At 49.3% G+C, this 24,956-nt stretch carries 21 protein-coding genes; 17 read left to right on the top strand and 4 right to left on the bottom strand.

Annotation, left to right across the window (positions count from 1 at the left end):
* The 16 genes from AAAT87_RS08605 to AAAT87_RS08530 form a co-directional block, all read left to right on the top strand.
* The coding region (locus tag AAAT87_RS08605; protein ID WP_349226200.1) for a hypothetical protein at positions 1-1,902 on the top strand (1,902 nt) is incomplete at its 5' end.
* A gap of 31 nt (positions 1,903-1,933) precedes the next feature.
* Positions 1,934-2,494: a DUF5675 family protein gene (locus AAAT87_RS08600; protein ID WP_296972099.1), complete on the top strand. Its 561-nt coding sequence runs from the start codon at positions 1,934-1,936 to the stop codon at positions 2,492-2,494.
* 877 nt (positions 2,495-3,371) lie between these two features.
* On the top strand, positions 3,372-3,833 hold the full coding sequence (gene rplM / locus AAAT87_RS08595) for a 50S ribosomal protein L13 (RefSeq protein WP_089544422.1): 462 nt from the start codon (positions 3,372-3,374) through the stop codon (positions 3,831-3,833).
* Between the two features lie 10 nt (positions 3,834-3,843).
* Entirely contained in the window at positions 3,844-4,230 is a 387-nt protein-coding gene (rpsI, locus tag AAAT87_RS08590) for a 30S ribosomal protein S9 (protein WP_089544421.1), read from the top strand.
* 151 nt (positions 4,231-4,381) lie between these two features.
* Positions 4,382-5,152, top strand: coding sequence for a 30S ribosomal protein S2 (gene rpsB / locus AAAT87_RS08585; RefSeq protein ID WP_089544420.1), 771 nt, complete (start codon positions 4,382-4,384; stop codon positions 5,150-5,152).
* A gap of 108 nt (positions 5,153-5,260) precedes the next feature.
* A complete protein-coding gene (gene tsf / locus AAAT87_RS08580) occupies positions 5,261-6,256 on the top strand; it encodes a translation elongation factor Ts (protein WP_349226199.1) in 996 nt (331 codons plus the stop codon).
* Positions 6,257-6,377: 121 nt separating this feature from the next.
* Positions 6,378-6,995 (top strand): fumarylacetoacetate hydrolase family protein, encoded by a 618-nt coding sequence (locus tag AAAT87_RS08575; RefSeq protein ID WP_295024759.1) that lies wholly within the window; start codon positions 6,378-6,380, stop codon positions 6,993-6,995.
* A 9-nt stretch (positions 6,996-7,004) separates the two neighbouring features.
* Entirely contained in the window at positions 7,005-10,619 is a 3,615-nt protein-coding gene (gene porU, locus AAAT87_RS08570; RefSeq protein WP_349226198.1) for a type IX secretion system sortase PorU, read from the top strand.
* Between the two features lie 28 nt (positions 10,620-10,647).
* A complete protein-coding gene (porV, locus tag AAAT87_RS08565) occupies positions 10,648-11,838 on the top strand; it encodes a type IX secretion system outer membrane channel protein PorV (RefSeq protein WP_298531854.1) in 1,191 nt (396 codons plus the stop codon).
* Positions 11,839-11,926: 88 nt separating this feature from the next.
* On the top strand, positions 11,927-12,406 hold the full coding sequence (gene ispF / locus AAAT87_RS08560; RefSeq protein WP_153097606.1) for a 2-C-methyl-D-erythritol 2,4-cyclodiphosphate synthase: 480 nt from the start codon (positions 11,927-11,929) through the stop codon (positions 12,404-12,406).
* A 427-nt stretch (positions 12,407-12,833) separates the two neighbouring features.
* On the top strand, positions 12,834-14,108 hold the full coding sequence (locus tag AAAT87_RS08555) for a glycosyltransferase family 4 protein (RefSeq protein WP_349226197.1): 1,275 nt from the start codon (positions 12,834-12,836) through the stop codon (positions 14,106-14,108).
* The gene (locus AAAT87_RS08550; RefSeq protein ID WP_349226196.1) at positions 14,105-14,881 is read left to right on the top strand and encodes a glycosyltransferase family 2 protein; all 777 of its coding nucleotides are present in this window, start codon (positions 14,105-14,107) and stop codon (positions 14,879-14,881) included. Before AAAT87_RS08555 ends, AAAT87_RS08550 begins: the two co-directional genes overlap by 4 nt.
* Before the next feature lie 34 nt (positions 14,882-14,915).
* Positions 14,916-16,361, top strand: coding sequence for a lipopolysaccharide biosynthesis protein (locus AAAT87_RS08545; protein WP_153090615.1), 1,446 nt, complete (start codon positions 14,916-14,918; stop codon positions 16,359-16,361).
* A gap of 85 nt (positions 16,362-16,446) precedes the next feature.
* Entirely contained in the window at positions 16,447-17,406 is a 960-nt protein-coding gene (locus tag AAAT87_RS08540) for a glycosyltransferase (RefSeq protein ID WP_349226195.1), read from the top strand.
* 12 nt (positions 17,407-17,418) lie between these two features.
* On the top strand, positions 17,419-18,138 hold the full coding sequence (locus AAAT87_RS08535) for an IspD/TarI family cytidylyltransferase (protein WP_296972080.1): 720 nt from the start codon (positions 17,419-17,421) through the stop codon (positions 18,136-18,138).
* A gap of 57 nt (positions 18,139-18,195) precedes the next feature.
* Positions 18,196-19,224 (top strand): NAD-dependent epimerase/dehydratase family protein, encoded by a 1,029-nt coding sequence (locus tag AAAT87_RS08530; RefSeq protein WP_153127847.1) that lies wholly within the window; start codon positions 18,196-18,198, stop codon positions 19,222-19,224.
* A gap of 157 nt (positions 19,225-19,381) precedes the next feature.
* Here the strand turns inward: AAAT87_RS08530 and AAAT87_RS08525 are convergent, their stop codons facing one another.
* Positions 19,382-20,191, bottom strand: coding sequence for a LicD family protein (locus AAAT87_RS08525; RefSeq protein ID WP_153090619.1), 810 nt, complete (start codon positions 20,189-20,191; stop codon positions 19,382-19,384).
* A gap of 48 nt (positions 20,192-20,239) precedes the next feature.
* Positions 20,240-21,577 (bottom strand): DUF6080 domain-containing protein, encoded by a 1,338-nt coding sequence (locus AAAT87_RS08520; RefSeq protein WP_349226194.1) that lies wholly within the window; start codon positions 21,575-21,577, stop codon positions 20,240-20,242.
* Positions 21,578-21,896: 319 nt separating this feature from the next.
* On the opposite strand from AAAT87_RS08520, the gene AAAT87_RS08515 reads away from it, so the two are divergent.
* Positions 21,897-22,922 (top strand): hemolysin activation protein, encoded by a 1,026-nt coding sequence (locus AAAT87_RS08515; protein WP_295025396.1) that lies wholly within the window; start codon positions 21,897-21,899, stop codon positions 22,920-22,922.
* Positions 22,923-22,929: 7 nt separating this feature from the next.
* Here the strand turns inward: AAAT87_RS08515 and AAAT87_RS08510 are convergent, their stop codons facing one another.
* On the bottom strand, positions 22,930-24,438 hold the full coding sequence (locus tag AAAT87_RS08510; RefSeq protein WP_295025398.1) for a DUF6080 domain-containing protein: 1,509 nt from the start codon (positions 24,436-24,438) through the stop codon (positions 22,930-22,932).
* Positions 24,439-24,511: 73 nt separating this feature from the next.
* Positions 24,512-24,949 (bottom strand): GtrA family protein, encoded by a 438-nt coding sequence (locus AAAT87_RS08505; protein WP_153097615.1) that lies wholly within the window; start codon positions 24,947-24,949, stop codon positions 24,512-24,514.
* Between the last annotated feature and the right edge of the window lie 7 nt (positions 24,950-24,956).

The raw sequence follows: 24,956 nt of genomic DNA, 5'->3' as shown, positions 1-24,956 counted from the left end.
GCTATTCAGCCTGCCCAACCTGGTAATAGCCATCGTGCTGATGATGATTATATCAGCCATACTGGAGGTTCTCAGAATGCTGGCGGACTGGCAGCCCAAGCTGATGCAGCAGGGCAAGCTGCAGAAAATGCCTGCGGAGTAGGGATTGCTGATGCCAAGAATCTCATAGCCTTCGACCTCTTTCAGGAAACCGCAGGACTGAAGGGGATGAATATTGATACCGTCGGGTCAAGACACTCCTCCCTGCTCGCTATTATGAGTGCTGGCGCTTCTCGTGTGATGAGCGAGGAGGAACTGATGAAGGTGGTGGCGAAGAGGATGCCGAGCTATTATCAGGAGAATGACTGCCATCAGCTGATTCACGATTTCTATGCGAAATATGGGGACAGCTCCAAGCCTTTTTCTAGGGATGTGATCCGCGTGAATGCCTTGGCGGAACAGGCTGCTAAGAGCTTGCTTGCCGGGGATTGCAAATCCCCGGGACACCTGGCGGGGAACTTTCTTGCTGGACAAAATGGTTATAGCTTGCTTGCCGGGGATTACAAATTCCCGGGACGCCTGGCGGGTTCAAATCTCAATGTTCAAAGTAGTAGCGCCTCTTATCCGCCTCCACCTCCTATGCCCAAGAAGCTGCCGAAGCTGGTGAAACTGCTGATCTCGAAGACTCCGGAGATTTATCAGCCGGCTGTGGCACATGCCATTTTCCCTCCGCTGGCTACCCATCTCTGGAATACGAGATTCAGATATATCGACAACGTGGAGCACGAAGCCACCCTGATGACCTGCCTCCTTGCAGGCACAGGTGCAGGTAAAAGTTGTGTGCAGATGCCGATTTCGATGATTATGGAGGATATCCGTAAGCGTGACCAGGAAAACCTGAAGCGTGAGAAGGAATGGAAAGAGGAGATGATGCGTAAGGGTGCCAACAAGGATAAGCGAAAGAGACCGGATAATCTCATTATACAGGAGATAGATGCGGATATGACCAACCCTGCCTTCGTGATGCGTACGGCAGAAGCCAAAGGCCACTTCCTCTATACTTCGCTCAACGAGATTGACCAGTTTGATGCCCTGAAAGGTATCGGCAACCAGCATTTCCGTATCATGTGCCTCGCCTTTGACCCAGGTAATCAATATGGACAAACACGAGTGGGAACCCAAAGTGTCACCGAGCGAGTAACCGTCCGTTTCAACTGGAATGCCTCTACCACCATCCAGAAGGGACAGCGTTATTTCTCCAAGGTGCTGACCGACGGTCCGCTGAGCCGAATCAACTTCTGTACCATTCCCGAAAGAGAAATCGGCGATAAGATTCCGGTGTATGGCACCTACGACGATCAGTTCCGCAAGGAGCTGAAGCCCTATATCGAGAACCTCTGTATGGCTACCGGCTTGATAGATTGCCCCGAGGCTTACCGCCTGGCTGAGATTCTGAGTGAGGAGAATGCGGATTTTTCGCAGGTTACCCAGAACAGAATCTACGAGAACTTCACGTTCCGTGCCAACGTGATAGCCTATCTGAAGGCGTGCGTGCTCTATGTTGCCAACGGCTGCAGATGGGAGCCGGAAATAGAAGATTTCATCCGCTGGAGTGAGCGCTACGACCTGTGGTGCAAGATGCGTTTCTTCGAGGAGGACATCCAGAAGGCGAACCATGTGGGCGAGCATTCCAACAAGCGTGGTCCTTCCAATCTCCTCCAGTCGTTGCCGGATACGTTTACCGAGCAGCAGGTGGTAGAGGCTCGTGCTGCCCTGGGACTCTCGGAAGAGGGTACGGCGCATCTGCTTTCTACCTGGGTGTATAGAAAATACGTGAAACGTGGCAGCGAGAACTATCACAGTAACAGTTATCACAGTTTTACGAAGCTGAAATACAGATGTGATGGGCAGGAATTATCTTAATTTCTAAACTTTAAATTAATTTGATTTACTTATGGAAATCGTTTTAGAGCGTATAGCTAAGAAGAATACTTATACCATCGGCCGACTTTATCTGTTGGCTGATGGTGATGTGAAGCGCAAGGTTCTTTCCGGCAAGACTGCCGGTGACAAGCGCAGTTTCGTGCATAGTTTTGATTTGGAGAAGTTGTCTAAGGAGAGCTACTTCTGTGACACCCTGGAGCCAACGTGGCGTAATCTGAAGGGCGTGGAGCTGAAGCCGGAGGAGGAGAACGCCCGTTTCAGCCGAGAGAGCGGCAAGGTGGCGAGAAAGATTCCAGGCCATACCGCCATCCCCGAGGGTTCGTATCGTGTGCTTATCACCAAGTCGCGCCGATTCAAGAAGTGGCTTCCGTATGTGCAGGGTGTTCCCGGTTTCGAGGGCATCCGCATCCATGCCGGCAACTATCCCGATGATACCCAGGGCTGCATTCTGGTGGGCGAGAACCGGGTAAAGGGCATGGTGGTGAACTCCCGTATCTGGCTCCATCGTTTGATGAATCGCATTATGGCAGCGGAGAATCAAGGGGAAGGTATCTGGATTACCGTCATCTGATGAAGGGATCGTTTCATAGATATTCCTGGATCGTTTCATAGATATTCCCGGGAATAGTTTCATTGGTAGCCGGGGATAGTTTCATTCCTATCCCCGGAAAAGTTTCATTGGTATGGTAGTAATCGTATATTTAAGTTCATTTTCCTTAGATTTTGACCTTGAAAAAAGATGAGTTAAGTGGTAAAAATCGTTTAGGGGGGGGTAATTTTAGCTTGATATATGCTGAAAAAACAGATTTTACCCCTATATATGCTAAAAAATACCCCCTAGCAAACGGTTTTTGTTGTACCTTTGCATCAGAAAAAATAAAACGGCGTTGTGAAACGCTTTCATCATCTTTTACTTATACAAGAATAACAATGGGGTTTCGATAGGGGTATCGAAATCCCATTGCTGTTTTTATGCCTGTGTCTGAAAGCTTTTGCCCTTTCAGGGCGACAGGTTTACGTCCGTAATAACCCAGGGCGATGCCCTGGGCTAGGAGCTTCTGCCCTTTCAGGGCGTGTGGGGCTCACTGCGAACCTTACACCTTAATTATATATAGAAGAAGCTTGATATATACAGAAGAAGCTTGATAATATAGGAGATGCTTGGGAAATGCAAAAAGCCATAAAAACGGATGAAAATAACAAAACAAGACAAACTAAGTTAAATAATTATAAAAGATAAGGACTACGGCTCGTAACTTACACATAATCAAATAAAAATGTGTAATTTTGCAGTCCGATTATTTCGGGGATACACTTAGAGTCCCCTGGGTATGGTGTGTTAATAGCACATCCTGTGGCCGGGATTTGCGGTTAGTGAATCACCTATCCGAAATTAAGTGAGTAAGAAAAGATTAAAACGTTTTTTAGTAGTAAATTTAAATTTTAAAATGGACACATTAAGTTTCAAGACTATCTCTGTTAATAAGGAGACAGCTAAGAAAGAGTGGGTTGTAATCGATGCAACAGACCAGGTAGTAGGTCGCCTTTGCTCAAAGGTAGCTAAGTTGCTTCGTGGTAAGTACAAGCCAACTTTCACTCCACACGTAGATTGTGGTGACAACGTAATCATTATCAACGCAGCTAAGGCTGTATTCTCTGGCAAGAAGGAGACTGATAAGGTTTACACACGTTACACTGGTTACCCTGGTGGTCAGCGCTTCAATACTCCAGCTGAGTTGCGCAAGCGTCCTGATGGAATGGACAAGATCCTCCGTCACGCAGTTAAGGGTATGTTACCAAAGGGCCCTCTCGGTCGCTCTTTGATGGACAACCTCTTCATTTACGATGGCACAGAGCACAAGCATGAGGCTCAGCAGCCAAAGGCAATTGATATTAACCAGTATAAATAATTAAGGTAGAATGGAAGTAATTAATGCAATTGGTCGCCGTAAGAGCGCTGTAGCTCGCGTATACCTCTCAGAGGGTACAGGTAAGATCACAATCAACAAGAAAGATATTGAGACATATTTCCCATCAGCAATCCTTCGCTATGTAGTAAAGCAGCCATTGCAGTTGCTCGAGGCTGAGGGTAAGTATGATATTAAGGCAAACCTCGACGGTGGTGGTTTCACCGGTCAGAGCCAGGCTCTCCGCCTCGCTATCGCTCGCGCGCTCGTTAAGATCGACGCTAACGATAAGAAGGCATTGAAGGATGCAGGCTTCATGACACGTGACTCACGTGCTGTAGAGCGTAAGAAGCCAGGTCAGCCAAAGGCTCGTCGTCGCTTCCAGTTCAGCAAGCGTTAATCTTATACATATATATATATTCAGATTATTATAGCTGAACTAAAAAGTTTAGTATCTAAATCGGTGAGATTCCATTAATCGGGGACTACTCATCGACTGATTCTAGCTAGAATTCAAAAGAAAGTAAACAACATTTAAACAAGAAAAGACAATGTCAAGAACAAATTTTGACCAGTTACTTCAGGCAGGTTGCCACTTCGGACACCTCCGTCGCAAGTGGAATCCAGCAATGGCTCCTTACATCTTCATGGAGCGTAACGGTATTCATATTATCGACCTCAACAAGACTGTTGCTAAGGTTGACGAGGCTGCTGAGGCCCTCAAGGAAATCGCCAAGACAGGTAAGAAGATCCTGTTTGTCGCTACTAAAAAACAAGCTAAGGATGCAGTTGCCGAGAAGGCAGCTTCTATCAATATGCCATACGTAAACGAGCGTTGGGCTGGTGGTATGCTTACCAACTTCCCTACAATCCGTAAGGCAGTTAAGAAAATGACAAACATCGACAAGCTGTTGAACGATGGTACATTCTCTAACCTCTCAAAGCGCGAGTTGCTGCAGATCAGCCGCCAGCGTGCTAAGTTGGAGAAGAACCTCGGTTCTATCGCTGACTTGACACGTCTCCCAAGCGCACTCTTCGTAGTTGACGTAATGAAGGAGCACATCGCTGTTAAGGAGGCTAACCGTCTTGGTATCCCTGTGTTCGGTATCGTAGATACCAACTCAGATCCAAAGAATATCGACTACGTTATCCCAGCTAACGATGACGCTAAGGACTCAGTAGAGGCTATCCTCTCTGCAGTTTGCGGTGCTATCGCTGAGGGTCTTGAGGAGCGTAAGGCTGAGAAGGCTGACGACAAGGCTGCTGCAGAGCAGAAGGATCAGCCTAAGAAGAAGGCTGCCCGCAAGGACGAGGCTGAGTAATTAGGCAAACAAAAATATACTGGAGCCATTGATTCTGTTTTATGATTCGATGGCTTTAGTTCTTTTCAAGCAAAGATTATTATTAACTTTTAATATTAGAAAAATATTATGGCTGTTTCAATTGAAGATATCAAGAAACTTCGCGCTATGACTGGTGCTGGTCTTGCTGACGTTAAGAAGGCACTCACAGAGGCTGAAGGTGATTTCGATAAGGCAAAGGAGTTGCTCCGTGAGCGTGGTCTCGCTATCGCTGCAAAGCGTTCTGACCGTGAGACTTCTAACGGTTGCGTTCTCGTTAAGAAGGTTAACGATTTCGCTGCTATCATCGCTCTGAAGTGTGAGACTGACTTCGTAGCTAACGGTGCTGACTTCATCAAGTTGACATCTGACATCCTCGACGCTGCTATCGCAGCAAAGGCTCACACTCTCGACGAGGTGAAGGCTTTGAAGGTTGGCGAGTCTGATGCTCAGTCTGCTGTTACACAGCGCTCTGGTATCACCGGTGAGAAGATGGAGCTCGACGGCTACTGCGTTCTCGAGGGTGACAACATCGAGGTTTACGACCACATGAACAAGCACACTCTCTGTACTATGGTTCAGCTCAACGAGAACAACGCGGAGGCTGGTCACAAGATAGCTATGCAGGTAGCTGCTATGCGCCCTGTAGCTCTCGACGAGTCTTCTGTTTCTGAGGAGACAAAGAAGACTGAGCTCGAGGTTGCTGTTGCCAAGACAAAGGAGGAGCTCGTAGAGAAGGCTGTGAACGCTGCTTTGAAGAAGGCTGGCATCAACCCAGCTCACGTTGACTCTGAGGATCACATCGAGAGCAACACCAAGAAGGGTTGGTTGACTCCTGAGCAGGCTGAGGAGGCTCGCAACATCAAGAAGACTGTAGGTGAGGAGAAGGCTGCTTCTTTGAACCCAACTATGATCCAGAACATCGCTAACGGTCGTCTGGCTAAGTTCTTCAAGGAGAACTGCCTCGTTGACCAGGAGTTCCAGTTCGGTGATGGTGACAAGCAGACAGTTGCCCAGTACCTCGCTTCTCAGAGCAAGGATCTCAAGATTGTTGCTTACCAGCGTTTTACTCTTGCTGCTGAGTAATCATTACTCGAAAGCAAGCATTAATTTGACTTATAGTTAAATTAGAATATCCGGGAGTTATGGAGTTAAAGCATTGCTTTGCTTCTAACTCCCATTTCTTTTTATATATATTTTTGGGGTTATGAAGATATTTGCTATCGGTATGAACTATACCGAACACAATAAATCGCTGCATGGAACGTTATCTAAACCAGAGCGTCCTGTTATTTTTACCAAGGCTGATTCTGCGCTGCTCAACAACGGCAAGCCTTTCTTCATCCCGGATCATCTGGGAAGAATAGAGTATGAGACCGAACTGGTGGTGCGCATCTGCAAGTTGGGCAAGACCATTCCGCAGCGTTTCGCTCACCGCTATTATGATGCGGTGACCGTGGGCATCGACTTTACCGCCCGCGAGATGCAGAGGAAGCTGAGAGAGGCTGGACAGCCTTGGGAGCTTGCCAAGGGATTCGACGGTTCTGCCGCCATCGGCGAATGGGTGGATATCCAGAAGTTCCGTGACATCCAGGCTATCCACTTCCATCTCAACATCAACGGCGAGAATGTGCAGGAAGGCTGTTCGAGCGATATGCTCTACAAGGTGGATGAAATCATCTCCTACATCAGCCAGTATTTTACGCTCAAGACTGGAGACCTGCTCTATACGGGTTGTCCTACGGGATGCGGTCCGGTGAAGATCGACGACCATCTGGAGGGCTATCTTGAAGATAGAAAGGTGCTCGACTTTATGTGTAAATAGAAAGAATATATGAATAAGAGTAGAATATGGCAATACCTCTGTATCGTGGCAGTGCTGGTGCTGATGGCGCTGCCTGCTGCTGCACAGAGATTCTTCAACCTTACCTCGCAGGAGGTGAAGGTGGACTCCATATTGCCTCAATTCGTATATTCTTTGCCTTTGCAGGGTGATTATCAGGATTCTATCTATACGGTAACAGTGAAATATCCGGAGTATGTGGATATGCCTGCTACCGATATTTCTCATTACAACCGGCTTTCGGGCGCTGCTCTTCCCGAGCAGGTGTCCATCTGCCAGCAGGTAACCGAATGCCGGAAACAAGGCTTGCTGGTGATTTCCTTTTCTCCTCTCGTTTTCAGGGAGCACAGATACCAGGCGCTGGTGAGCTTCATGCTCGATATCCAGGCGAAGCCGCTGGCGCGTTCGCAGAGCCAGTCGCATCTGCTGACACGTTCGCAGCAGGAAGCCCGGCTGCAGACCCGCGGCGGGGAGGATTCTTCTCTCGCCTATGCCGACCATTCTGTGCTGGCAAGCGGAAAATGGGCAAAGATCAGGGTGAGCGAAACGGGTATTCATCAGTTGACTGCCGACGTGGTGCGCCGTGCCGGTTTTTCGGATATCAGCAAGGTGAAGATCTACGGTTATGGAGGAAATCTCCAGAACGAAGCGCTCTATGCCCAGGATATTCGGGAGACTGACGACCTGAAGGAGGTGCCGCAGTATGTGGTGGATGGCAGACATTATTTCTATGCCCGCGGTGCAGTGAGCTGGAGCAGCCCTACGGCTACGGTGCGCACCCGCAATCCCTATTCAGACTATGGTTATTATTTCATCACCCAGAGCGATGAGGCGCCGAGTCTCTGGGCAGATTCAGCCTCTTTCGTATCTTCCTGCCATCCGATGCCGGAAGATTATCATTCTCTTTATGAAGTAGATGGGTTCAGCTGGATGCAGGGTGGAAGGAATCTCTTCCATCCTACAGCCGTCAAGGTGGGCGATACCCAGAAGGTGGTCATCACCAATCCTACTGGATGCAGCCGGGGAAAGCTGGTGGTGGCTGTTACCGCCGGTACCAACACCCAGGTGCAGATCAGGAAGAACCAGCAGGAACTGGGAACCATGAGCCTCCAATTGCCTGTCAATACCAGCAGCAGTACCTATACGGTAGGCGTGGAAAGGAGCGCCACCTATCCGCTTCAGGATTTCAGGGAGAAGGATACCATCGAGATACAGCCACTCAGCGGTGGACCAGTTCATCTGGATTATGTAGCCGTAACCTGGGAGCAGCCTGCGCCCTTTGCCGGTTTCGGAAGCCAGATTCCTGCAGCCGAGTATGTGTATGGCATCACACTGCAGGATCACCATGCCGACGGGGCTGCTGATATGGTGATCATCATCCCAACCTCGCAGAAACTGCTCAAGCAGGCACAGAGGCTCAAGGAATTCCACGAAACCCACGACGGGCTGCGCGTGAACATCGTGCCCGCCGATGAGCTCTATAATGAATTCTCCAGCGGTACCCCCGATGCCAATGCCTACCGCCGCTATCTGCGGATGCTGAGCGACAGGGCGGCTACGGCTGCTGACATGCCTAAGTATCTCCTGCTCTTCGGCGACTGCGTATGGGACAACCGGATGCTCACGGCAGATTGCAGGCTGCTGAATCCGGATGATTACCTGCTCTGTCATGAGAGCGATGACTCGTTCAGCAAGACCACCTGCTACGTGAGCGACAGCTGGCTGGGAATCATCGGCGAAGGAAAGGGAGCCGATCCGAAAACCGAACTGCAGGATGTGGCGGTAGGACGATTCCCGGTGACCACGGCGCAGGAAGCCAGGATACTGGTGGACAAGACCATCAGCTACAAGAAGAACGCCAATGCCGGAGCCTGGCAGAACACCCTGATGTTCATGGGCGATGACGGCAACGAGAATCTCCACATGGCGGATGCCAACGAGGTGGCAGACGATATCGCCTCGCTCTATCCGGGCTATCTCATCAGAAAGGTGATGTGGGATGCCTACACCCGCCAGACCTCCTCAACGGGAAATACCTATCCCGAAGTCTCCCGTATCATCAGGCAGCAGCAGGCTAATGGTGCCCTGGTGATGGATTATGCCGGACATGGAAGCGAGACCCAGATTTCGCATGAAAACGTGCTCAAGATTACGGATTTCGAATCGTTCAGAAACGAAAACCTGCCGCTGTGGGTGACGGCATCCTGCGACATCATGCCCTATGACGGTACGAAATCTACCATCGGCGAGGCTGCCCTGCTGAATGAAAAAGGTGGAGCTGTGGCATTCTATGGTACCACGCGTACCGTGTTTGCCCAGCAGAACAAGTATATGAACCGCGCCTTCCTGCGCAGGGTGCTGAGCCGGGAAGACGGCAAGCCGCTTGCGATAGGCGAGGCACACCGGCTGGCACAGAACGACGTGATGCTGGGCAATGTGATGGCGGGCGAGATAGACCGCTCGGAAAACCATCTGCAGTATGCCCTGCTCGGAGATCCTGCCCTCTCGCTCAACCTGCCGATGATGAAGGTAGTGGTGGATTCCATCAACGGCATCTCCTGCCAGCGCACCGATACGGTTCCGCTGCTGAGAGCCGGAGATATAGCCAGGATTGCGGGACATGTGGAGACGGATGTGGATTTCCAGGGGGTAGTGACGGCTACGGTAAGGGATTCCAGGGAACTGGTTACCTGCAAGCTGAATGATGCCACAGCCGACGGAGCCTCCACAGCCTTCCAGTATTACGACCGGCAGAAGACGCTCTATCAGGGTGCTGACAGCGTATCCGGCGGAAAGTTCGCCTTCAGCTTTGCCGTACCTAAGGATATCAATTATTCGGGTGATACCGGACTGATGAATCTCTATGCCGTCAGCAACGACAAGGGGCTGCGGGCGAATGGAGAAAGCGCACGGTTCAAGGTGGGCGGCAGCGTGGTGGCAGAAAACGACTCCATCGGTCCGTCGGTATTCTGCTATCTGAATTCGCCTACCTTCGTGGATGGCGGCAATGTGAATACCACCCCTTATTTCGTGGCAAGGATATCAGACAAGGACGGAATCAATGCCGCAGGAAGCGGACTCGGCCATGACCTGAAGCTGGTGATAGACGGAGATCAGTCGAAGACCTACAATCTCAACGGTTATTTCTCGTATGATTTCGGAACCTATACCAGCGGTTCCACCTGCTACAGTATTCCGGAACTCCCGGCAGGCAGGCATCAGCTTACCTTCACGGCGTGGGATATCCAGAACAACAGTTCTACCACCACCCTCCACTTCAATGTGGTAAGCGGTCTGGCTCCATCGCTCTTCGATGTGGGCGTGACGGAGAATCCTGCCCGCAGCACCACCACCTTCATCGTTTCTCACGACAGGACGGAGAGCCGGATGGATGTGGTAATCGAACTCTATGATACTTCGGGCAGACAGCTCTGGCGCCATGCTGAGAGCGGAGTGCCGGCTTCGGAGGTCTATACCGTGAAGTGGGATCTATCGGTAGATGGCGGTCGCCCTCTGGGTACGGGCATCTATCTGTATCGGGTCAAGGTTTCATCGGATGGCAGCAGCTATGCCTCCAAGACCCGGAAACTGATCATTATAAAATAGAAAATATCATCATATAAAATCATGTAGTATGAATAGAATCGTCAAGATATTCGCAACCGGTTTCCTCTCGGTATGGGCGCTGACGGCATCGGCGCAGAACGGAGAGGGAGACACCAAGGAGAGTCTTTTCAATCCGGTAAACTATGCCGTCATCTCCCAGACCATAGCGCCCGATGCCCGCGGCGGAGGTCTGGGTGATGTGGGTGCGGCAACCGATCCGGATGTCAACTCGCAGTACTGGAATCCGGCAAAGTATCCCTTCAACATCTCCAGGGCGGGCGTGGCGCTGAACTTCACTCCATGGCTCCGCTCGCTGGTCAACGACATGAATCTCGCCTATCTCTCGGGCTATTACCGCATAGGCGATTACAGTGCCGTATCTGCTTCGCTCCGTTACTTCAACATGGGTGAGGTCTTTCTTTCTAATCCGGAAGAAAACGACAATGCGATGACCATCAATCCCTATGAGATGTCGATTGATGTGGCTTACTCTCTGATGCTCAGCGAGAAATTTTCCCTGGCGGCAGCCATCCGCTGGATCTATTCCGACCTGCGCTTCGACTATCAGGAGGAAAATTCGCCAGCCTCGGCTTTTGCGGCGGATATCGCAGCCTATTATCAGAACTATGTCAACATCGGACCGCGTGAGTGCCAGTTGGGCGTAGGTCTGAACATTTCGAATATCGGCAGCAAGATTACCTTCAGCGGTCAGGAGTATGGCGAGTTCCTGCCTACCAATCTGCGTCTGGGTGCCTCTCTGATGATTCCTATCGACGAGTACAACCGCTTTACCATCGCCGCAGATGCCAACAAGTATCTCGTGCCTACGGTTCCAGCTCAGAAGGAGGGAGAGGACAACTCGGAGTATGAAGACCGTGTGCATCGCGAATACAACGATATTTCGGGCATCAGCGGCATCTTCAAGAGCTTCAGCGATGCCCCAGGCGGATTCAAGGAAGAGCTGGAGGAAATCAACTATGGCGTAGGTGCCGAGTATGTATATAATGACAAGTTTGCCCTGCGTGCCGGTTATCATCACGAGAGCCAGAGCAAGGGCAACCGCAAGTACTTCACGGTGGGAGCCGGCTTCAAGATGAATGTCTTCTCGCTCGATGCTTCCTATGTGGTAGCCACCGCCAAGAGCAATCCGCTCGACCAGACCCTGCGCTTTACGCTGGCGTTCGATATGGACGGATTGAAAGACCTGTTCAAGCGATAGGCAGGCGATAAGGGATGAAGAGCCTTGCAGGAAGAGAATTAATAGAGAATATAAATATATTAATAACTTTAATCATCAATAATAGATTATGAATATTCGTGTAGGATTTGGATACGATGTTCACAAGCTGGTAGAGAACCGTGACTTGTGGCTGGGTGGTATCAAGATAGATTATGAGTTGGGTTTGCTCGGCCATAGTGATGCCGACGTGTTGATTCACGCCATTTGTGATGCCCTGCTGGGTGCAGCCAATATGCGTGATATCGGTTATCATTTCCCTGATACGGCAGCAGAGACCCTCAATGTGGATTCCAAGATTCTGCTCAAGAAGACGATGGACCTGATTGCCACCAAGGGATATACCCTGGGCAACATCGATGCAACGGTCTGTGCTGAGCGTCCGAAGCTCAATCCGCATGTTCCTGCCATGAAGGAATGCCTGGCAAAAGTGATGGGTGTAGAGGAAGACCAGATCTCCATCAAGGCTACAACCACAGAGAAGTTGGGCTTTACCGGAAGAATGGAAGGAATCTCGGCTTACGCTACAGTATTGATAGTAAAAGCTTAATGAGAGTTAAAATCTCGTTAATTTTTGACGAAATTTCTAATAACTCGTTGATTTATATCAAGAAATCTCAAAAATAACACTTTTTTTGCCGGATTATTTGGAGATTCGTAGAAAAAGTACTACCTTTGCAGCGTCAAAAGGTTAATAGATTGTTTAGGTTAGTAGTAATAGATTTAGGTTTTTAGTTATTAGGTTTTAAGGTAGATTGTTTAACAGATAATTGAGAAGGTCGTGAGACTATTTTGATTAGAATTTTTAAGTTAAACATAGTGCATGCCACAGCTCGTTGAGAGTTGTGGCATGTTTTATTATATCCATTCTCGTCATTTCATAAAAAACATTCTCTATTATCTCAGAAAAGTCTTCCTTTTTCTTCGCCAACTCAAATTTTTACATTATCTTTGCAAGCAGAATTAAAAGGATAATCATGAGAGTACTCATAGTAAATACAAGTGAGAAGGCGGGTGGAGCTGCCGTGGCTGCCAACCGCCTGATGGATGCCCTTAACAACAATGGTATTAAGGCTAAGATGCTGGTGCGCGACAAGGTGACCGATGATATTACCGTGGTAGGTTTGCCACGCTCGTTCAGGATGCAGTGGAATTTCCTGTGGGAGCGCTGGTGCATCTTCTGCCGTCTTCATTTTTCCAAGAAGAATCTCTTTGCACTCGATATCGCTAATGCGGGATACGACATCACTTCCCTGCCGGAGTTCAAGGAGGCTGACATCATCCATCTGCACTGGGTCAACCAGGGCATGCTTTCGCTGAAGACCATCCGGAAGATTATCAGCAGCGGAAAACCGGTGGTATGGACCATGCACGACATCTGGCCGGCTTCATCCATCTGTCATCTTACCCTGGGTTGCCATCATTACAACAATGGCTGCGGCAACTGCAAGTATCTGCCGGGAAACGGGGGGAAGAACGATCTGTCGGCTAAGATATGGAAGAAGAAGCAGAAGGTGTATAACAGTGGGGCTCTTTCCTTTGTTACCTGCAGCAGATGGCTGGCAGCAGAAGCCCGGTTGAGCGGACTCCTGGCGGGTCATCGCATCGAGACGATTCCCAATCCGATAGATACCCATGTCTATTGTCCGCAGGACAAGCTGGAATCCCGTCTGCGCACGCAGCTGCCGAAGGACAAGCGCATCATCCTCTTCATCGCCCAGAGAGCCACCAATCCCTATAAGGGCATGGATTATCTGATAGAGGCGTGCCGGCTGATGGCTGAGCAGCATCCCGAGATGAGGGAGAACACCTGCGTGGCAATACTGGGTGGACACAGCGAGGAGTTCGAAGGTAAGCTTTCGTTCCCGATCGTTTCGCTCGGTTATGTGAGTGATGACAAGCGCATCGCGGATATTTACAATGCTGCCGATGTCTTCGTGCTTCCTTCCCTGTCGGAGAATCTGCCGAATACTATCATGGAGGCGATGGCTTGCGGCGTGCCGAGCGTAGGATTCAAGGTGGGCGGCATACCGGAGATGATCGATCATCAGAAGAACGGATATGTGGCAAACTATCGCGATGCCAGGGATCTGGCGGCTGGAATCCACTGGGTGCTGGAAGAAGCCGACCGTGAGAATCTGAAGAAGGCGTGCCTGCAGAAGGTGATGCATAACTATTCGCAGCATGCGGTGGCGCTGAAATATGTTGAGGTGTATAATCAGGCGATGGCCTTTAAAAACTACCGGATATGATTAAGTTTACCGTCGTAACCTGTACCTACAATGCTGAGCGTGTGTTGCAGCGTACATTGGATAGTGTCAATAAGCAGACTTACTGCAACATCGAGCACCTGATCATAGATGGTGTTTCGAAGGACAAGACCCTGGCAATGGTTCGGGCATACCAGAACAGGGCAAAGGCTGGAGAGAATGCCCACGAAATCGTGGTGTATTCGGAACCCGACAAGGGACTCTATGACGCCATGAACAAGGGCATCGACCGTGCCACGGGCGACTATCTCGTGTTTCTGAATGCGGGAGACGTGTTTCCTTCTGACGATACCTTGGAGTATGTGGAGGGATGCGTAGGCGAGGGCGAGAACCTGCCGGGCGTGCTTTATGGAGATACCGATATCGTGAACGACGAGGGAAGGTTCCTGCACCATCGCCGTCTTTCGCCTCCCAAGAAGCTGAACTGGCGCTCGTTCAAGTGGGGAATGCTCGTCTGTCATCAGTCGTTTTATGCCCGCACGGATATCGCCCGCCAAATCCATTATAATCTTCACTATCGCCTTTCGGCAGATGTGGATTGGTGCATCCGCATCATGAAGGCGGCTCAGCAGCGTCATCTTCCGTTGCGCAATGTGCATGCAGTCATCACCAACTATCTGGATGGCGGCATGTCGGTGCAGAACCACAAGGCTTCGCTCAAGGAGCGTTTCGAGGTGATGCGCAGCAACTATGGCATTGTCACCACGGTTCTGGTGCATACCTGGTTTGTGGTGAGGAGTTTCTTCAAGCGCTAGTTCGCATGGTTTTAGCAAGAAAAAATAAATTTAAATGGCAGAAACATTAAAGGAAAAAACAGCAAAGGGCCTCTTCTGGGGAGCCATGAACAATGGGGCGATGCAGGTTATCGGACTGGTATTCGGCATCGTCCTGGGCAGACTGTTGTCGCCAAGCGATTATGGTATGATCGCCATGATTACTGTTTTTTCTCTGATAGCCAATGCCTTGCAGAATTCGGGCTTCATCACGGCTATCACGAATATCAAGGAACCTACAGATAATGACTATAACTCCGTATTCTGGTTTAATATCTCTGTAGGTGGTTTTCTATACCTGGTACTTTTTCTCTGTGCCCCTCTGATAGCGGGCTATTATCATACTCCGGCACTGGTTCCTCTTTGCCGGTATGCATTCCTGTCGCTGTTATTCTCCAGCCTCTGTACGGCTCAGTCGGCTTATCTCTTCAAGCACATGATGGTGAAGCAGAGGGCGCAGTCGGGCATCATCGCCACGCTCTTTTCGAGTGTGGTAGGAGTGATCATGGCGTTTTGCGGCATGTCTTATTGGGCTTTGGCTACCCAGACCATCGTTTACAGCATCGTGAATACGGCGCTGTTCTGGCATTATTCTCCGTGGCGCCCGAGTCTGCGGTTCGATTTCGAACCTATCCGCAGGATGTTCAAGTTCAGCTGCAAACTGCTGGCTTCCACCATCACCACGCATATCAACAACAATGTGCTGAATATCCTGCTGGGTCATTACTTCACGGCGCATGATACGGGTAATTACAACCAGGCTTCGCAGTGGAACTTCAAGGCTTACAGCGTGATACAGGGAATGGTGGATTCGGTGGCTCAGCCTGTGCTGGTAGATCTTCGTGAGCAGCCGGGACGCCAGTTGGAAGCCTTGCGCAAGCTGATCCGTTTCACGTCATTCATCTCCTTCCCGCTGATGCTGGGATTTGGAATGGTGGCTAGGGAGTTTATCGTCCTGGCTATCACCGAAAAATGGCTGGCTAGTGCCTTCCTGCTGCAGATTCTCTGCGTGAGTGGTGCCATCATTCCGATGAGCCAGCTCATGTCGAGTCTGGTGGTGAGCAACGGCAAGTCGGGTACTTATTTTGGGGTGACCTTTGCCCTGGGTGTGGTTCAGATTCTGACGATGATTCTGATATGGCATTGGGGCATCCGCACGATGGTCATCGCCTACGTGCTGCTGAACATCATCTGGCTGTTCGTATGGCAGTATTTCTCCCGTCGCCTGATAGGCTATCGGGTATGGATGTTCCTGAAGGATATCCTGCCGTTTGCGCTGGCTGCCCTGGCGGTGATGACGGCTACCTATTTCGCCACGCAGTCTATCCACAATCTGTGGCTGCTCCTGCTTTGCCGCATTCTGATGGCTGTTGTGCTGTACTATCTGGTGATGCGTATTGCCGGTGCCGCCATTCTGAAGGAGTGTATGGCTTTCGTGAAGAAGAAAATGGGAAAGAAGTAACCTTGATGGGTTCATATGAATAAAGCTGAAAAAAGTAGGGATAAACTGAAAAATCAGCGATAAGCTGAATAAATCAGAATGAAGGATGAATACAAATAAGACAGTTTCAATCATCATGGGCACCTACAATGGTGCCGAATATATCAGGGAGCAGTTGGATTCCATACTCTCGCAGACCTATCCCCTGAAGGAGATCATCATCCAGGATGATGGTTCTACGGATGATACGGTGGCGATTTGCACATCCTATGCCGAGAAGTTTCCTATCATACATTTCTCGCGCAATGCCAGCAATCTGGGATTCAATCAGAACTTCAAGTCGGCTGCGATGAAGGCAACGGGCGATTTTGTGGCTTTCAGCGATCAGGATGATGTCTGGTTTCCTACCAAGATAGAGAAGCAGGTGGCTGCCATCGGCAATCATGACATCTGTTTTTCTACCCATCTGCGTGGTGCCGACAGGGAGCATACGCATCTTGTGAATCCTCAGTACAGCCTGGAGGCGCTGCTCTTCTGTGGATTTGCCGGACATACCATGCTGCTCCGCCGGGAGTTTATCCAGACAAGTGAATACTGGCTGCCGAATATCATGTACGATTGGAGTCTTGCCATCTGCGCCCAGTTGCACGGTGGTATCGTGATGGTAGATGAACCACTGAACTGGCATCGCACGAATCTGGCTTCTGCCTGTCATGAGGAACTGAAGCAGGCAGGCAAGAAGGTAGATGCCCGCCCTACCTATCAGCCTTACCTCTATGGTATCGCCAATTATCGCAGATTGCAGCAGCAGCCCAACTGGCAGATGCTCTATACCTATATATATGAGCATACCCGGGAGCCGAAGTTTGCGCTGGCACATCGCATGAGCTATTATATGCTGCATCACAATCTGCTGGCACTCTTCTGCCTCTGCTTCCTCTGTCTGAAGCATGGTGACAAGATATACTACAGCAAGCATCAGCGTGGCTTGATGGCAAAGATACGTGCCTTCTGCTATCCGTTGATCTTCTCATATAATAACATTCAATATAATAGACAATCTTAAAATACGAACTTTATGAATATTGCATTATTGACTGCAGGCGGTGTTGGTAACCGTATGGGACAGGATATCCCAAAGCAATTTATGACGATTGATAACATACCTGTTATCATCTATACCATGCAGGCTTTCCAGAGCCATCCTCAGATAGACGCCATCTGCGTGGTGTGCCTCAAGGGGTGGGAAGTGGTACTGCAGGCGTATGCCAACCAGTTTAACATCACCAAGCTGAAGTGGATCTTCGAGGGTGGTGACAGCAATCAGCACTCCATCCGCAATGGTTTGTGGGGCTTGCGCGATGCCGGATGTGCAGAGGATGATATCATATTGGTACACGATGGTGTGCGCCCGCTGGTGGCAGAGCGAATCATTACCGAGAATATCGAGAAGTGCAGAAAGTATGGTTATGCCATTACGGGTATGATCTGCAAGGAGGCTATCATGCAGAAGGTGGATGACTGTGTGAAGAATATCGACATCCCACGCGAGCGGCTGGTTCGCACCCAGACTCCCCATACCTATCCTCTCAGCACTTTGCTGAAGGCGCACGCCGAGGCTGATGCCAAGGGTATTGACGGAACAGTGGCATCCTGTACCTTGATGGCTGAGCTGGGAGTGGATAACCAGCACCTGGTGATGGGATCCGAGAAAAACGGATTGAAGCTTACCCAGACGGAGGATGTGGAGCTGTTTAAGGCATTGAAGCATACCACCAAGGATGAGTGGCTGAAATAGATAATAGGCTCTGCCGATATAAGTTGAAATAGATAATAGAAGGAAATAGATAGTAGGATGAAACAGACAAATCTATATAATGAAGATGTAAAGGCGGCTTTGGCTGCGTTTGAGCTGCCATGGCAGCAGCTTTCGGGCAAGAATATCCTGGTGCTGGGCGCTACTGGATTGATTGGTGGCTGTCTGGTTGATATGCTGATGCAGCATGAGGGACTGGATTATCAGGTTTATGCTGCGGGTCGTAACGAAGAGCGGGCTAACAGGCGCTTTTCGGCGTATCTTGATTCCGGACATTATCATTTTCTTCCTTTTGATGTTACGGCTCCCTTGTCGGTGGATATCTCTTTCGATTATATCGTGGATGCTGCTGGCGGTGCCTGTCCACAGCTTTATAGCGAGGATCCTGTGGGAGTGATGAAGTCTAATATCTTCGGCGTGGATAATCTGCTGCGCTTTGGACTGCAGCACGGCTTGAAGAAATTGGTCTATGTATCTTCCGGAGAAGTCTATGGCGAGGGCGACGGTCGTGTCTTTGAAGAAAGCTATAGCGGGTATATTGATCCTACTACGGTGAGGGCGTGCTATCCTTCGGCAAAACGTGCTTCCGAGACGCTTTGTATCTGCTATGCTCATCAGTATGGCATTGAGGTGTCCATCGCCCGTCCGAGTCATATCTACGGTCCGTTCTTTACAGAGAACGATAATCGTGTTTATGCCCAGTTTATCCGCAATGTATTGCGTGGCGAGGATATCGTACTGAAGAGTAAGGGGGAGGCGTTCCGTTCGTGGACTTATGTGGTGGATTGTGCGATGGCGCTGCTTTGTATCCTGCTGAAGGGCGGGAACGGCGAGGCATATAATATAGCCAATGAGGAGTCGAATGTAAGCATCAGAACCTTGGCAGAAACTGTTGCTGATCTGGCTGGCAGAAAGGTGGTCTTTGATATTCCCGATGATGCCAGTCATGGCAATACCACTCCTATTACCAAGGCTGTTTTTGCTACGGATAAGTTGGAAGCTCTGGGCTGGAAGCCGATTACATTATTAAAGGATGGTCTGGCTCATACCATCCAGGTTTTGCTGTAAATGATAGATTGAGTTTTTTGCATGTGGCTTAAGAACGGGCTGAGGCCCAGAGAACGAGAAGCAGCACGCCCTGGGCAAGGAGTTTCGCCCTTTCAGGCGTGCTGCTTCTGGTCTTTTAGTGTAGTTTTTTAACAACAAGACATACGTCTTAACTCCTTTAACCCCTTAGTTCCGGCAGGATGAATATCGAATGAAACTCGCGCTTTTCTACTGGTGGAATCTTCATATAATCACCATAGAGGTCGGTGAGGTAGGAATCGGGATTGCATGGTGCAGGGAATTCCTTGCCCTCAAACTTGATGGTACCCAAAGGCTTGACTGCCTTCTTGTCGAATGAGATGCCTCGGCCATTCAGGAAAGGAACATCAGAATAACGGGTCTTCTTTCCGAACAAGCCTACTACCTTCCATAATGCACTGCACAGACAATACTTGCCTCCGAAATAGAAGAACTCAGCAAAGGAACGCAGAGAGTAAGTGTGTCGGTGGTTCAGGATAGAATAACTCTTGGAGATACCCTTTGTCAAGGTCTTGATCCACGAACGGGGAATGTCTGGATAATCCACAAAAGGGAAGATATCCACAAAGATTCCCTTTACATAAGGCTGGCAGAAATCGTCGCCCTGTTCGATATAGAGAGAGTTGCAGTCGCGGATCTTCGTGATAGGCTCCTTGCTTCCCGGATCCGATTTGGGGGTCTGCAGATAGAGCCAGTCGGGCAGTTCCTTAGGGGCAATCTCCTCGAATCGTTTTTCATCTTCCAGCGACATACCGATATCGATATCGTCATCCCAAGGTATGAAACCGCCATGGCGTACGGCTCCGAGCAGGGTGCCGCCATCCAGCCAGTATTCTATCTTGTGGCGCTTGCAGATTTTGTCTATTTCTTCCAGAATAGCCAGCTGTTTGAGTTGGCATGCCCGCAGATTCTGCTGGCTATATTCTTTGATTTCTTTGTAAAAGTCCATATTCTTTATATTTTTATCGGGAAGACCCGTATGGGATCTCTCCCCGGATTATAAGAAATGCGTAATGATTAATGTGGCATTGTATGCCCAGAAGTAGATGGCGAGGAAGAGAGTGACTCCTCTCATCGCATTAGCCAGTTTGGGTTGAGCCTCTCTGAATGCATAACCCATGGTGAATGGGATGACGAACATCCAGTGGGCTGCCATGATATATACCTCGTTGAGTCCGAAACCGAGCACCAGGTGAAGGAAGGCATCGAATGCCGCACAGCTCAGGCACATCCACATCAGACGGGAGTGTCTGCTGTAGAAAACACCGGCTGCAAAGAGCAGGAAAACGAATGCTTCGAAGAGGTAGCTGATGGTCCAATCGTATCGGATAAAGGTTGGGCGCGATACGCTCAGGTCTTTGAGCAGTTCCTTCTGATGCAACTGGATGCCTTCTCCAAAGAGGTTTTCTACGATGGATTCCATTCGTGGGGTAGAAACATCGGTCCATTTCAGAAATGGCATATCGGATACCGATTTGCCTCGATGAGCATCCATCCACGCATCGTGAACGGCATTCTTCTGGGCAATATCGGGTCTTTTCGGCATCAGCTTTCTTTCTATCTCCTTGCCTTTTTCCTGCTGAGGCTTGACGATGTATTCGTTCTGATAGTAAAAGCTGCCGCCCATGATGAGGAGCGGGAGGATGAAGGCGATGGCAAAGAATCGGGGGGAGAATACCTTTCTGCCATTACAGAAAAGCGACATGATGCCGGTCTTTACGCCATTGCTCAGCGATACTCCTGCCGTGGTAAGGAACAGCAGACTAGCCTGCCATGCCTTGAGCTGTTTGCCCTGCGCCATACAAGTTCCCACCATATAGATGCTGACCAGCAGACAGAGCATGGAAAAGCAGAAATGATCGGGTACCATCGTGGTGAGCATGATGGAGGCAAAGGAGAAAAAGAATGCCGTGAGAATGTAGGCATCCAACCGGCATAGCTGGATGAGCTCCCGGCAGATGCGGAAGAAGAATACGGCAGAGAAAGTGGCGCTGATGACGAGCATCACTGCCATGATGAAGGTGGCACAGTTGTGATGAGTCCAGCCCATCAGCCAGTCGTTGAGACAGGCTCCGGGATAGAGTAGGGCGCCAAAGAGCGGATGGCGTGACAACTCAAAGTATATCTTTTCGTTGGAAAGAAAGATATACGAGTAGGCATCGAAACCGGATACCGTGAAATGCTTGTAGAAAATACTCCAAAATCCCAGTTTGCCAGCCTTGAAAAAGCTTGTAGGATAGGAATGGATCAGCACGGTATTCAAGCTGGCGAATACCAGCATCGAAACAAGTGCAAGAATCCTTTCTTCTTTCTTGATTTTAAAAATATTCTTCATCGTTTTATTCTTATTTGGCTGCAAAGTTAGTGTAAAAAATTGATTGTGGGAAGAAAAATGAGGAAATATTTCATTCCGGCTGTTTTTTTGTGGCGGTTTATTTGGCATTGTCTGCTTTTTGGGTTATCTTTGCAGAGGTATAGTACTGAATTTGCTAGTAAGCTCCACACGCCCTTACAGGGCGCCTTGCTGATTGCTGTTTATACCCAGGGTGTTGCCCTGGGCTAGGAGCTTTTGGGCCTTCAGCCCGTTCTTAAACCACTTGTGAAAGTTCAGTATGGTATTTTGAGTTAGCTAATGATGTAAATAAGTAATATATATGAAACAGCCAGCTAAGATTGATGTCGCCGTATTGATGCTTTTCTTCAATCGTCCCGACAATTTCCAGAAAGTGTTTGACGAGGTGAAGAAGGCTCGTCCTGCCCAGTTGTTCCTCTATCAGGATGGAGCAAGAGGTGAGCGGGATGTGCCGGGTATCGAGGCATGCCGGCAGATAGCATCAGATGAGAATATTGATTGGGAGTGTGAGGTGCACAGATCTTATCAGACCAAGAACCAGGGATGCGATCCATCTGAGTATCTCTCACAGAAATGGGCTTTCTCGATTGTGGATAAGTGTATCGTGCTGGAAGATGACGATGTACCTTCCCAATCTTTCTTCCCTTTCTGCAAGGAGATGCTCGACCGCTATGAGCACGATGAACGTATTGCCATGATTGCCGGATTCAATGAAGATGAGGTGACCCCCGACTGCGAGGACAGCTATTTCTTTACTTCAATCTTCTCTATCTGGGGATGGGCATCGTGGCGCCGTGTGGTGGACAAATGGGAGGGTGACTATGCCTTTCTGCGCGATAAGCAGGCGATGCGACAGTTGGAATCGGTAGTTCGCCAGCGTGGGCTCCGTAAGGACTTTATCCCGATGTGCAGGGATCATGCCCATAGTGGAAAGGAGTTTTATGAAAGCATCTTCTGGGCTTCGATGCTGCTGAATTCCAGTCTTGCCATCATGCCATGCAGGAATCTGATCAATAATCTGGGTCTCTCTGATGACTCTACCCATTTCTCGGGCAGCATGAAGACGACTCCGAAGGCTTATCGCAGAATCTTCACAATGAAGCGCCATGAACTGGAGTTTCCGCTGAAACATCCTAAATATGTGGTGGAAAACGTAGATTTCAAGGAGCGGGTGTACAGAATCAATGCCTGGGGCCACCCATTCATCAAGATGTCGCGCTCCCTGGAAGAGCTCTTTCTGAATCTGAGATATGGTAATTTCTCCAGCATCTTCAAGGCGATGGCTCGCAGATGTCGAAAGATGCTAGGAAGAGATAAGCATGCTTGATCTCTTCCTAGCAGAAATATCCGATAATCAGAATACCATTGTATATCAGCAGTGCCAGACCCAGGACGAGCAATACGCCTTTTAGGCAACGGCTGTAGAGCAGCTGTCGGGGTTGCAGCTCTTGGTTTGGCTGCTGTCGTTTTTGCTTCAGAAGGAAACCGATGGCTATCGGAATGGCGTATATCCAGTGCCCCGCCATGATATATACCTCGTTGAGACCGAAGCCGAGTCCGATATGCAGCATCATATCTAGACCGAAATACGACATCACCAGCCAGAGATACTTGCTCTTTCTGCCCGCCCAGATGCCGGCAACAAACAGCAGCATGATGACTGCCTCTACCACATAATTGATGGCGTATCGGTATTTCACGAACATCGGGCGATGGCGCAATTCATCTTCCAGCACATAATCCTGATGCAGCTGGATAGATTCGCCCATCAGATTTTCTATGATCGACTGTGTGCGGGAGCTTGTGGCATCCGTCCAGTTCATGAATTCACCTTTCATGATAGGGGCACCTTGCTTAGGACCCCTTTTCTTTTTGGCTTCTTTCTTAGCCAGTTCCTTTGCCTTCCGAATGCTGTCGTTCTTGGCTTTCTGGGCTATCTCCTGAGCAGAGATAATCTTCAAGCCTCTTTTGATGGAGTCGTTTGTCAGCGAATCACGGGTATGCTTGATCTGTGCCATACGTTCCTGTCTGGCTTTCTTCTCAGCCGCTTTCTTGGCTTTCAGTTCCTTGCGTGCCATCTCGTTAGGCCATACGAAGACGCGGTATTCCCATCTGCAGAATCCCCACAGCAGGGCTGCTGGCAGAATGACTGCCAGGAGAAGATGCTTAGGGCGGAAGAATCCCTTTCCGTTTACGAAAAATGCAGAAAAGAAAATCTTCAATCCGTTATTGAGCGATGTGCCGGCTGTAAGGATGAAATATACCACGCTCTGCCATATCTTGAGCGGATGGTGATGTTTCATTCTGAGACCGGATACGTAGAGCGCCAGGATGAGCAGCATCATGGAGATGACGAAATGGTCGGGCACGATGCAGGTAACCATCACATATCCGAAGGAGAAGAACAGCAGGGTGAGGATATGAGATGCCGTCTTGTCGAGATCCATCACCTCCCGGAAGATTCTCTTCAGGAAGAGGGTGGCATAGAATCCGCAGAATATCTGGATGACTACCGCGATGAAAAGGGCACAGTTGTAGCCTGTGAGTTTCATCAGCCCCATATTGATGAGGTAAGGAATATACATATAGAAGGCGAGCAGCGGATGGCGATATACATTGTATGCTGCATTCCAGTCGCTCAATACCCAGTAGGTAAGCGGATCGAAGCCCGATACGCAGAAGTGGCGGATGAAATTCTTGTAATAATCATCCGTGATGAGGGTGAAATGACTGGCATAGCGGGCTATCACTACACCATTCAGAACGGCAAGCGCCAGAAAAATGCCCAGGGCGAGCCATCTTTCTTCTTTCTTGATCGTGAAAATATCGAATATCTTTTTCATAACTATCTATTTCTTTCAAGTTTTGAGAGGAATCATCTCTTTGTCTTTCTTTTTCGGGGTTTCGGAGATTCTTTTATTTCTTCAGGAAGAATCTTACTAATAGGAAATTAACGGGGATGCAGATGCAGAGGGTAGGAATCATCGCCCACTGTTTGGCGAGCCCCAGACCAACAAAGAGGTTGAGGCAGACGGTTTGCATCGTATAGTTTACCACATGTGAGAGGGTGAAGCCGGCACCTCGCTTGGCGTTTGCCTTCACCTTGAAGGTGTATCGGGTGCTGGCGATGAAATTGAAGATGAAGCTCACAATGTAGGCGATGGTGTTGGCTGTGGTAGCCAGACTGTGATCACCCATTTGTGGAATGAAATGGTTCAGCACCGGCATCATCGCCAGATAGATGACATATTGCAGCACCGTAGCCAGTCCGCCTACGATTCCGAATCTGATGACTTCGCCCAGCTTCTCCCGTCTGGCATCATCCATATTATTAATCTTGTTTTTGATATTCATTGTTTTA

Source organism: Segatella sinensis (assembly GCF_040095255.1).
In the GTDB taxonomy this organism is placed as follows: Bacteria; Bacteroidota; Bacteroidia; order Bacteroidales; family Bacteroidaceae; genus Prevotella; species Prevotella sinensis.
Note: the sequence above shows the minus strand (reverse complement) of the source record. Positions and strands in the feature narration are given on the sequence as shown.

Coding starts and splice junctions, on each gene's coding strand:
- AAAT87_RS08530 (WP_153127847.1), top strand. CDS start 18,196: ATGAAACAGACAAATCTATATAATGAAGATGTAAAGGCGGCTTTGGCT.
- AAAT87_RS08515 (WP_295025396.1), top strand. CDS start 21,897: ATGAAACAGCCAGCTAAGATTGATGTCGCCGTATTGATGCTTTTCTTC.
- AAAT87_RS08505 (WP_153097615.1), bottom strand. CDS start 24,949: ATGAATATCAAAAACAAGATTAATAATATGGATGATGCCAGACGGGAG.
- AAAT87_RS08520 (WP_349226194.1), bottom strand. CDS start 21,577: ATGAAGAATATTTTTAAAATCAAGAAAGAAGAAAGGATTCTTGCACTT.
- rpsB (WP_089544420.1), top strand. CDS start 4,382: ATGTCAAGAACAAATTTTGACCAGTTACTTCAGGCAGGTTGCCACTTC.
- AAAT87_RS08540 (WP_349226195.1), top strand. CDS start 16,447: ATGAATACAAATAAGACAGTTTCAATCATCATGGGCACCTACAATGGT.
- rplM (WP_089544422.1), top strand. CDS start 3,372: ATGGACACATTAAGTTTCAAGACTATCTCTGTTAATAAGGAGACAGCT.
- rpsI (WP_089544421.1), top strand. CDS start 3,844: ATGGAAGTAATTAATGCAATTGGTCGCCGTAAGAGCGCTGTAGCTCGC.
- AAAT87_RS08525 (WP_153090619.1), bottom strand. CDS start 20,191: ATGGACTTTTACAAAGAAATCAAAGAATATAGCCAGCAGAATCTGCGG.
- AAAT87_RS08575 (WP_295024759.1), top strand. CDS start 6,378: ATGAAGATATTTGCTATCGGTATGAACTATACCGAACACAATAAATCG.
- ispF (WP_153097606.1), top strand. CDS start 11,927: ATGAATATTCGTGTAGGATTTGGATACGATGTTCACAAGCTGGTAGAG.
- AAAT87_RS08535 (WP_296972080.1), top strand. CDS start 17,419: ATGAATATTGCATTATTGACTGCAGGCGGTGTTGGTAACCGTATGGGA.
- AAAT87_RS08545 (WP_153090615.1), top strand. CDS start 14,916: ATGGCAGAAACATTAAAGGAAAAAACAGCAAAGGGCCTCTTCTGGGGA.
- AAAT87_RS08510 (WP_295025398.1), bottom strand. CDS start 24,438: ATGAAAAAGATATTCGATATTTTCACGATCAAGAAAGAAGAAAGATGG.
- tsf (WP_349226199.1), top strand. CDS start 5,261: ATGGCTGTTTCAATTGAAGATATCAAGAAACTTCGCGCTATGACTGGT.
- porU (WP_349226198.1), top strand. CDS start 7,005: ATGAATAAGAGTAGAATATGGCAATACCTCTGTATCGTGGCAGTGCTG.
- AAAT87_RS08600 (WP_296972099.1), top strand. CDS start 1,934: ATGGAAATCGTTTTAGAGCGTATAGCTAAGAAGAATACTTATACCATC.
- AAAT87_RS08550 (WP_349226196.1), top strand. CDS start 14,105: ATGATTAAGTTTACCGTCGTAACCTGTACCTACAATGCTGAGCGTGTG.
- AAAT87_RS08555 (WP_349226197.1), top strand. CDS start 12,834: ATGAGAGTACTCATAGTAAATACAAGTGAGAAGGCGGGTGGAGCTGCC.
- porV (WP_298531854.1), top strand. CDS start 10,648: ATGAATAGAATCGTCAAGATATTCGCAACCGGTTTCCTCTCGGTATGG.